Origin of the sequence: Parafrankia sp. Ea1.12 (genome assembly GCF_900465275.1) — a bacterium.
GTDB classification, from domain to species: domain Bacteria; phylum Actinomycetota; class Actinomycetes; order Frankiales; family Frankiaceae; genus Parafrankia; species Parafrankia soli.
Genome location: NZ_UBIZ01000394.1, coordinates 38,739 through 47,091 on the forward strand (window position 1 = coordinate 38,739; position 8,353 = coordinate 47,091).

Annotated in this window: 7 protein-coding genes; 4 read left to right on the forward strand and 3 right to left on the reverse strand. The window is 73.0% G+C overall.

Annotated elements, in window-relative coordinates:
* Positions 1–13 precede the first annotated feature (13 nt).
* On the reverse strand, positions 14–2,386 hold the full coding sequence (locus FMEAI12_RS22570) for a WD40 repeat domain-containing serine/threonine protein kinase (RefSeq protein ID WP_112107753.1): 2,373 nt from the start codon (positions 2,384–2,386) through the stop codon (positions 14–16).
* A gap of 96 nt (positions 2,387–2,482) precedes the next feature.
* Positions 2,483–4,030, reverse strand: coding sequence for a hypothetical protein (locus FMEAI12_RS38525; RefSeq protein ID WP_235014322.1), 1,548 nt, complete (start codon positions 4,028–4,030; stop codon positions 2,483–2,485).
* 304 nt (positions 4,031–4,334) lie between these two features.
* Here FMEAI12_RS38525 and FMEAI12_RS22585 point away from each other — a divergent pair, with 304 nt between their 5' ends.
* Positions 4,335–5,045, forward strand: coding sequence for a hypothetical protein (locus FMEAI12_RS22585; RefSeq protein WP_235014323.1), 711 nt, complete (start codon positions 4,335–4,337; stop codon positions 5,043–5,045).
* 180 nt (positions 5,046–5,225) lie between these two features.
* On the opposite strand, the gene FMEAI12_RS22590 is transcribed toward FMEAI12_RS22585, so the two are convergent.
* On the reverse strand, positions 5,226–5,717 hold the full coding sequence (locus tag FMEAI12_RS22590) for a MarR family winged helix-turn-helix transcriptional regulator (RefSeq protein ID WP_112107756.1): 492 nt from the start codon (positions 5,715–5,717) through the stop codon (positions 5,226–5,228).
* A 182-nt stretch (positions 5,718–5,899) separates the two neighbouring features.
* Between FMEAI12_RS22590 and FMEAI12_RS22595 the strand changes: the two genes are divergently transcribed.
* From FMEAI12_RS22595 to FMEAI12_RS22605, 3 genes are all read left to right on the forward strand, one after another.
* Positions 5,900–6,847, forward strand: coding sequence for an NADP-dependent oxidoreductase (locus tag FMEAI12_RS22595; protein ID WP_112107757.1), 948 nt, complete (start codon positions 5,900–5,902; stop codon positions 6,845–6,847).
* Between the two features lie 158 nt (positions 6,848–7,005).
* On the forward strand, positions 7,006–7,512 hold the full coding sequence (locus tag FMEAI12_RS22600) for a DoxX family protein (RefSeq protein ID WP_112107758.1): 507 nt from the start codon (positions 7,006–7,008) through the stop codon (positions 7,510–7,512).
* Positions 7,513–7,773: 261 nt separating this feature from the next.
* Positions 7,774–8,232, forward strand: a complete 459-nt coding sequence (locus FMEAI12_RS22605; protein WP_112107759.1) for a VOC family protein — start codon at positions 7,774–7,776, stop codon at positions 8,230–8,232.
* The last annotated feature ends 121 nt before the right edge of the window (positions 8,233–8,353 follow it).

Here is an 8,353-nt window from a genome sequence, read left to right on the forward strand (position 1 = left end):
GGCAGATGTCGTGTCAGGGGCAGGGTGGGGCGTAGGGCGTGTTCGGGAAGTTGGCGTACCACTCCTTGGAGCCGATCTGGTTTGACGGGTCGGCGCAGGCGTTGCGGGTGAGCACCGCGGGGTCGACCGTCCACAGTCGGACGGAGCCGTCGCCGCTGGCCGACACGACGGTCCGCCCACCGGGGACGAACATCGCCGCGCTCACCGCCTTCGTGTGCCCGCGCAGGTCGGTGAGCAGGACGGGGTCCGCCGGGGCGGAGATGTCGGTGAGCCGGACGGTCTCGTCCTCGCTGGCCGAGACCAGGATGGCGCGGTCGGGGCTGAAGGCGACGCTGGTCACCCCGCCGACGCCGCCGGGGGTGGAGCCGAGGTCGACGACCGATCCCGGGCCGTCGGCCCGCCAGGTGTGCACGGCGCCGTCGATGCCGCCGGCGGCGAGGATCGAGCTGTCGGCGGAGAAGGTGACGGACTGCACCGTGCGGCCGGTGCCGCGCAGGGTGGAGCTGGTGGCGGGCCGCGCCGGATCGGCGACGTTCCACAGCCGGACGGAGCCGTCGTCGCCGGCGAGGGCCAGCAGGCCGCCGCGCGGGGAGAACGCGAGCGACCGGATTCCGGCGACGGCGCCGTCGGTCGCCGACCGCCGCTGCGGATGGGCCGGGTCGGTCACCGCCCACAGGCCGACCTGGCCGTCGTCGCCGCCGGAGGCGAGGGTGCCGCCGTCCGGGGCGAAGGCGACGGAGCGCACCCGGTCGCGGTGGAACGCGATGGTGGCGAGCGCGCCGGCGTGGGCGGGGTCGGTCACGTCCCACAGCCGGACGGCTCCGTCGCCGACACCGGCCGCGAGCAGGTTCCCGCCCGGGTCGAAGGCCACCGAGTAGACCCAGTCACCGACCCCGGAAATGGTGCCGGCGTGGCCGGGATGGGCGAGGTCGGTGAGATCCCAGAGCTCGATGGTCCCGGCTTCCGTCCCGGCGGCGAGCAGCCGGCCGTCGGGACGCAGGGCGGCGCTCAGGACGCGGCTGCCCAGCGGGGCCACCACCGGGTCGACGTCGGCCGCGAACAGGCCGATCACCGCGTTGCGGGTGGACGCCGACTCCGGCGCGGCGTGGTAGGCCGCGAGCGCGAGCCGGCGGGCGAGTGGGCGGTCCTGGAACTGCAGCCGCAGCGCCCTGGCCGCGACCTGCTCGGGCACGCCGGTCGGGCTGGGCGCGCCCCGGTTGTCGACCACGACGAGCACGACCGTCGCGATGACCGCGGCGAGGATCGCCGCGAGCAGGGCGATCCCGCGCCACCCATGTCGGCTCCGCCTGCCCTGGCTCCGCCCGTGCGCTTTGGCCCGCCCGGCCGTTCCGGCGCGACGATCCGTTCCGGCGCGACCGGCCGTGGACGGCGCCGGCGAGCCGTGCGGGGACAGAACGGTAACCGGGGTCGGCGGGACGGCCTGCGTCTCCACCGATGACAGCGACGGCGACGGCGACGGATTCCCGGGTGTTCCAGGTATCCCAGGTGTTCCAGGCGTTCCAGGCGTCCCAGGCGTCCCGGGCGCGACCGGCTGGACGAGCGCGGTGACCTCTGCGAGCGGGGGTCCCAGGGGTAGTTCGGCCTCGTCCACGCGCATGTCGAGCAGCCGGGCGTAGAGCTGCTCGGCGGTGGGCCGATCGGCCGGGGCCTTGCGCATCGCCTCCTCGACCAGCGGACGCAGGGAGTCCTCGAAGCCGTCGAGCGTGGGGGTGTCGTTGACCGTGCGGTAGAGCAGCGCGGCGGCCGGGCCGGTACCGAACGGGTAGCGGCCGGTGGCGGCGTACACGAGCACCCCGCCCCAGGCGAAGACGTCCGCCGCGGAGGTGATCGTGTCGCCGCGGGCCTGCTCAGGGGCCATCAGCGCGGGGGTGCCGACGGGGTGCTCCCCGCTCAGCACGGACGCCGTGTCGAGCGCGCGGGCGATGCCGAAGTCGATGACCTTCGGGCCGAGCCGGGAGAGCACGATGTTGCTGGGCTTGAGGTCGCGGTGGACGATGCCGGCGCGGTGGATCGCCATCAGCGCGGTGGCCATGCTGGCGGCGAGCTGGTGCAGCTCGGCGGGGTGCAGCGGCCCGCGCTCGCGCACCACCTCGGCCAGGGTCGGGCCGTCCACGAACTCGGTGACCAGGTAGGGCACGTCGGCGGTGACGTTCACGTCGAGCACCGCCGCGGTGCAGAACCGGGCGACCCGCCGGGCGCTGTCCGCCTCCCGCTTCAGCCGCTCGCGGAACTCGGCGACCCGCGCCAGGTCGGGTCGGACGAGCTTGACGGCCACCTGCCGCCCGGAACCGTTCAGCCCGAGGTAGACGGTGCCCATGCCGCCCGCGCCGAGCCGGCGCAGCAGCCTGTACGGCCCGACCCGCACCGGATCGGCGCCGTCGAACCCATCGAACCCACCGGGTCCATCAGATCCATCGGATCCATCGGATCCACCGAGGCTGGACGAGCTCACCGTCACCCGCTACGGCTGCCGCCGCCGGGGGCGACGGCCGCGCAGGGGGGCCGTCTGGCGGTGGACGGCGAGGGACCCGAAAGCGAGCAGGAACGGCAGCGCCACCGACGGGACGGAGGCGCTCGTGTCCGCGGAGACCAGCATCATGTCGACGCCGGAGGCGAGGTGGGCGCCGCAGTCCGCGGCGACCTGCCGGTGGCCGGGACGGAAGCTCGCGAAGCGCACCACGGTCTCGAAACGGCCGTCCTGGTCGGCGACGGTACGGCCGACGAGCTCGCCGCCGGCGGTCAGGGTCGTCTCCGCGCCCGGGATGCAGCCGGCGCCCTGCGCGTAGAGGAGGTCGCCGGCGGCCAGCACGTACCGGTCGAAGCGCAGCTCCCCGGGTTCGGGCTCGCGCGCTACGGGGACGCCGGGCGGCGGTGGCGGCGAGCCCGGCCGGGCGATCGGGGTACAGGCGCCGAGGACGCGCGCCGTGCCCGGCGGGCACTTCGCCGACTCGGCCGGCTCGGCGCACCTGCTCCCGAGCGGGACGGTGACGCCGCCCGGGCAGAACGTGCGGCCGGGTGGGCAGGCGGCGGTGCTGGGCGCGGTGGAGCCGTCCCAGCAGGCGACGGGCACGGGCCGGGCCGACGCCGGCTTCGGGCACGGCTCCCCCACGGCCACGCTGACCGGGGTGTTCGGGCACTGGACGCGCCGGATCGGGCAGTCGCCGGCCGTGCGGGCCCACGAGCCGTCGTCACAGCGCACGACCGGGGCCCCGCCGCTGCCACCGCTGCCACTGCTGCCGCCGCTGCCGCCGCTCGTTCCGTCGCCGCCTCCGTTTCCGGAGTCCCCTCCGCCGTCAGACGGGCCGCCGGTCGGGTGGTCGCCCGGCGGGCAGCCGGGCAGGGGCAGCGCGTCGAACGGGCGGCCGAGGCTCGGGCAGACGACGGTGCCGCCGCAGTTCCCGCCCGGTGCCGCCGTCGAGCCGGTACCCCGGCCGGCCCCGCAGGGCGGGCTCGATGTGGGGCCTGCGGTCCCGCCAGGGGTGGGGGTCTCCCCGGGATCGGCTGTCTCACCGGGGGTGGGCGGCGGGCAGCCGCGCCGGCGCGGTGCCGCTCCCCCAGCCGCGCACGAGGGCGAGGTGGTCGGAGTGCCTGGCGCGGTCGTCGGGCTGTCGCCTCCCGACCCGGCCCCGCCGGGTGCGGTCGTGCCCGCGGTCGTGCCCGCGGGCGCGTCCTGATCGCCGGAGTTCGGCTCGGTAGCGCCGGCCGGCGGCGCCGCTCCGGAACCCGCCGGCGGCGGCACCGGCTCCACGGACGGCGCGGGCGCGGGCGCAGGGGCAGGCGGTGGCGGTGGCGGTGGTGCCGGCTGTTCGGACGGCGACACAGCCGGCGCTTCGGACGAGGACGTGACCGCCGGCGCGACGGTGTCGAGCGCCGAGGCCGGCACGGCCGCGCCCCCGGCGGGCGGAACAGCACCGATGACGCCGCAGAACAGAGCGGTGAACGCGAGCAGGAGAACACGGAGAACCCACGGTTTCCCGCGCATTCCAGCGGCGCGTCGCCCGCTCACCATCCACCCACCCCCGGAATAGTTTTCCAGCATTGTGAAAGCCGGCCGCGATCCCGCCCGAAACGCGGGCCGGTGATCGCCGGTACCACCCAATGGTGGAGTTCGACGGCGGCGCGGCCCCCGAAGTGCGCCACCCGAACGGCGCCCGCCCCCACCCAATACGATTGCGGTGAAGGGCCGCCGACATCCTGGCCAGCGTAACATCCGATTCGGTGAGCTACCGGCCGGAAGGGGAGATGTGATTTCCGGATCGCGCGGGCCGGCAACGGCACCAAAATGCCGTCTCCTCGCCGCCCTTGTTATCTGCATGACATGGCTCGGGGTATTCTTCGTACCCACCGCCTGGGCGGAGAACGACAATACGACACGGCTGTCCGTCACCATCGACGGCCGCCCCCTCGATGGTGACGTCATCCTCGACGCGTCGGCCGCGACGCGCCTCGTCGTCGGCCTGGAGAACCTCGGCCGGTCGGCGCTCGAGGTCGACTCGGTGCGGCTGAGTGGAACGGTGCTCGGCCTGACCTTCTTCGACTACGACACCCGGGTGCGCACGACCGTCCCGGCCCGCGGCGCGGCGACCTGGACGGTCGATCTCGACCTGCGCGACCTCGCCCGGCGGGCCAGCGGCTCGCTGCCGGTCAGGGTGGAGATCCGTGACACCGATCTCGCCACGGTGGCCGCCGCGAACGGGCACGCCGACGTCCGCGGCTCGCTGTTCTCCACCTACGGCCTGTTCATCCTGGGCATGTTCACGCTCGCGGGCTTGCTGCTCGCGGCGGCCCTGCTCGCGGCGCGGCGGAACGCTCCCGCACCGGCACCATGGCGGCGTGGGCTACGTCTCGTCCCGGCGGGCACGGCGGCGGGGCTTTTCCTGGTTCTCGTGCTGTCGGCGGCGCACCTGACGACCCCGTCGACACCAACCGATCTCGCGATCACCCTCTGCACCGCGCTGATCACCTTCGGGATCGGTCGCGTCCTGCCGGCCCGCACCCCACCCGGAGGTGCGGACGCCAGCTAGAAGGCCGCAACGGCATTCGGGTGTGTCCGCGGCAGGCGGCGGTGAGCTCATCGGGCAGGCCGCGGCGGGATTCCTTGAGATGGGCGGGGTCGGTGAGCAGCAGCCGAGTCAGCCGACGTGGGGACAACGGCGGGCGGTCACCCTCGACGCGGCCCTGGGCGATGTGGCGGTAGAGGACCGTCAGCCGGAGAGCCTGTCGAGGTGGCTGCCGTCGGGGTCGACGGCGCGGACGATGCGGCGCCCGATGTCGCCCAGCTGCCGCTGCTGCGCGCGGGTGAGGGGATCGAAGACCAGGGCGCGGACCGCGTCGACGTGCCCGGGGGCGGTCGCGACGATTTTCTCCCAGCCCGCATCCGTGAGGATCGCCAGGGTGTAGCGGCCGTCGGTGGGATCCGGCGTGCGGCGCACCCAGCCCGCCTTCTCCATCCGCCCGACCACGTGGGAGAGCCGGGAGAGTGATCCGTTGGCGAATACGGCCAGGGTGCTCATCCGCAGGGTGCGCTCGGGCGCCCCGGACAGCCCCACCAGCACCTGGTACTCGAAGTGACTGAGCCCGGCGTCACGCTGGAGCTGGTCGTCGAGCGCCGCCGGAAGCCTGATCAGCACGCTGACCAGGGCCAGCCAGGTCTGCATCTCCTCGTCGGTCAGCCAGCGCGGCTGCTGCGCGTCCACGCCCTCAGCCTAGCTTGAAGTATCAACCGAGCCAAGGCCGTTGACAACTTGACAGGTCAAGTGATCACGCCTAGGTTGAAATTGAAGCTTCAACTCACAGGCTGGGTGTCCGAGGCTGCGAGTTTGGCCGCGACGCTCACCCACCGGGGTCGTCAACGATCCCGATCCCCCAGGGAGCACACATGCGCGCACTGAACGTCCCGGCCGCGGGCGAGCAGCCCCGGCTGTCCGACCTGCCTGTCCCCGGGCCCGTAGAGGGCACCGTGCTGGTCCGCGTGAAGGCCGCCGGTCTCAACGCCATCGACAACGCCCTGGCCGCCGGAATGATGGCCGAGATGATGCCGCACGCCTACCCGCTGGTCCTCGGCCGTGACGCCGCCGGCGTCGTCGAGGCCGTCGGAGCCGGCGTCGACCACGTCGCCGTCGGCGACGCGGTGATCGGCCACATGCTGCTGGCCCCACCGATCCAGGCCGGCACCCTCGCCGAGTACGCACTGCTGCCCGCTGCCGCCGTCACCCGCAAGCCCGCCGGCCTCGACTTCACCACCGCCGCAGCGCTTCCCCTCGCCGCAGCCGCCGCCAAGACGGCCGTCGACGCCGTCGAGCCTGAGCCGGGTCAGACCGTTCTCGTCGTCGGGGCCGGCGGCGGCGTGGGTTCGTACGCCGTCCAGCTGCTCGCGGCACGCGGCGTCACCGTCGTGGCCACCGGCACCGCCGCCGACGCCGGCCGGCTGACCGCGCTGGGCGCGGCCACCGTCGTCGATTACACCGCCGGCCCGGTCGCCGAGCAGGTGCGCGCCGCCTACCCCGACGGTGTCGACGCCCTGATCGACCTCGTCGCCTACACCCCTGACAGTGCGCCTCTGGACGTGGTCCGCAAGGGCGGCAAGGTCGCCAGTACCCTGGGCGCCGCCGACGAAGAGGCCCTCGCCGCCGCCGGCCTGACCGGCACCAGCGTTATGGCCGCCCCCGTCCGCGAGCTCATCGCGGAGCTTGCCGCCCTGGCCGCCGCCGGCACTCTGAAGGTCGACATCACCACCGTCCTGCCCCTCGAGAAGGCCACCGACGGGCTGGCCACTCTCGCCAGCGGTACCGCCCGCGGAAAGATCGTCGTCGAGATCGGCGACTGACAGGACGCGCCCCATAACCACTGACGGGAACACCCGCGGAGACACACCGAACCGTAGGTGACCAACATGTACGGCAGAGACAGGAGATAAGACGGGTGTCTTCTTCGAGCAGCACCAGGACCGCGCCGGAACCCTTGACCGCCCTCAGGTTCTCTGGCGTGGGCGACACCGCAGCGGTTTCGCGTGGCACTGACATCGGGCTGCTGCTCCTACGCCTCGGGCTCGGGCTGACCATGGCGGCGCATGGCAGCCAGAAGCTGTTCGGCTGGTTCGGTGGTGGCGGTCTCGACGGCACTGGCCAGTTCTTCGGTATGTCCGGCTATCCCACGGGCAGGGCTATGGCGGTCATTGCGGGACTCAGCGAGACCCTCGGTGGGCTCGGTCTCGTCTTCGGCGTACTCACTCCACTGGCTGCCGCCGCGATCGTCGGAACTATGATCAACGCGGTGGCTGTGAAATGGGACGGTGGCTTCTTCGCTCCACAGGGAATCGAGTACGAGCTGTTCCTCGCCGTCGCCGGTGCCGCTGTCGCCCTGACCGGCGCCGGTGCCTACGCGGCAGACCGCTTCCTGCCCGTCCTGCGCTCCCACCGGCTTGTCCACGGCGTCGCCGCCCTGGTCCTGGCAGTGCTCACCGCCCTGACTGTCCTACTGATCCGCGGGTAACCCCGCGCAGACCGACACCCTTGTTCGCCCCGGGGAAAGAACGTCTGCTATTCCCGATCGCCCCCCAGGTCCACGACCTGGGGGGCGACCACATCAACAATCACCGTGCCATACACCGGCCGCGGGGTCCGGCGGCACCGCACCCGACGTAGCTACGTGTTCGCGGGCCCCGCTGCCGGAAAACCCGCGCTCACATTCGGCTGCGGCAAGTGAAGAGGCTCTGGAGGGCCCCGGCCGGGGACCACGTCGAGAGGAACGGCTGTGCAGATCAAGGAGCTGGGACACATCGTCCTGTACGTGCGCGACCTGGACCGTTCGGCCCACTTCTACCGCGACATCCTCGGATGGCGCCCGGCCTACTCCGGCGACGAGCCCCTGCGCTACCGCGGGATGGCGTTCAACGCTGGCGGGCGTACCCACCACGAGCTGCTGCTCCTCGAGGTCGGCCGGTCCGCGGCCCCGCTGCAGCGTGGTCGTCACGTCGGCCTTTACCACTTCGGGCTGAAGGTTGGCGACAACGACGACGAACTGCGCGAGGTTCTCGCGACCCTGGTAGCCAACGGCGTCCCCATCCGCGGCGCCACCGACCACGGGTTCACGCACAGCCTGTACATCTTCGACCCCGACGGCAACGAGATCGAACTGTTCATCGACGTACCCGGCGTCGACTGGGACGACCCCGCGCACTGGACCGACCCGACCGCCCGACCGCTGCGGTAGTTGTCAAGTCAAGCGAGACAGTGGGTTGTTAGTCGACTGGCTGTGGGTCTGGCTGGTTGATCCACGCGGTGTCGGGTAGGCGGGGTGGCCGTGGCCTGCGGCTGAACCGTGCGGGGTAGGC